The organism is Mesorhizobium sp. M7A.F.Ca.CA.004.06.1.1 (genome assembly GCF_003999135.1).
Classification (GTDB): Bacteria; Pseudomonadota; Alphaproteobacteria; order Rhizobiales; family Rhizobiaceae; genus Mesorhizobium.
This window is the reverse complement of record NZ_RZPQ01001457.1, coordinates 1-441: the sequence shown is the minus strand read 5'-3', so window position 1 is coordinate 441 and position 441 is coordinate 1. Positions and strand designations below refer to the sequence as shown.

Below are 441 nucleotides of genomic sequence, written 5' to 3'. Positions count from 1 at the left end.
TGTCCATGAACAAGACGATCGACGACCTGGCGAACCGCTGGCTCAAGCGGCGGCCGGACGGCCTCAGCCAGCTCGAAAGCCGGGTGCTGCAATCGACGCTCGAACGCACCACCATCTCGCGCGACACCAACAAGACCGTCGCCTTCCACCAGACCTTCGGCGACCGGCTCGCCGACACGATCGCCCGCATCGGTGGGTCATGGTCCTTCATCCTGACCTTCATCGCCTTTCTGATCCTGTGGACATCAGCCAATGTCTGGCTGCTGTCGCGTGACGCCTTCGATCCCTACCCGTTCATCTTCCTCAATCTCGTTCTGTCGATGGTCGCCGCCTTGCAGGCGCCGGTGATCATGATGGCGCAGAACCGCCAGACCGAACGCGACCGCATCGACGCCGCCCACGACTACGAGGTCAACCTGAAAGCCGAGATCGAGATCATGG

At 62.1% G+C, this 441-nt stretch carries 1 protein-coding gene; it reads left to right on the top strand.

The features are described from left to right. Window positions 1-5: 5 nt before the first annotated feature. Window positions 6-441, top strand: a 436-nt coding sequence (locus tag EN906_RS36910) for a DUF1003 domain-containing protein (RefSeq protein WP_164777742.1), incomplete at its 3' end; no start/stop codon positions are given.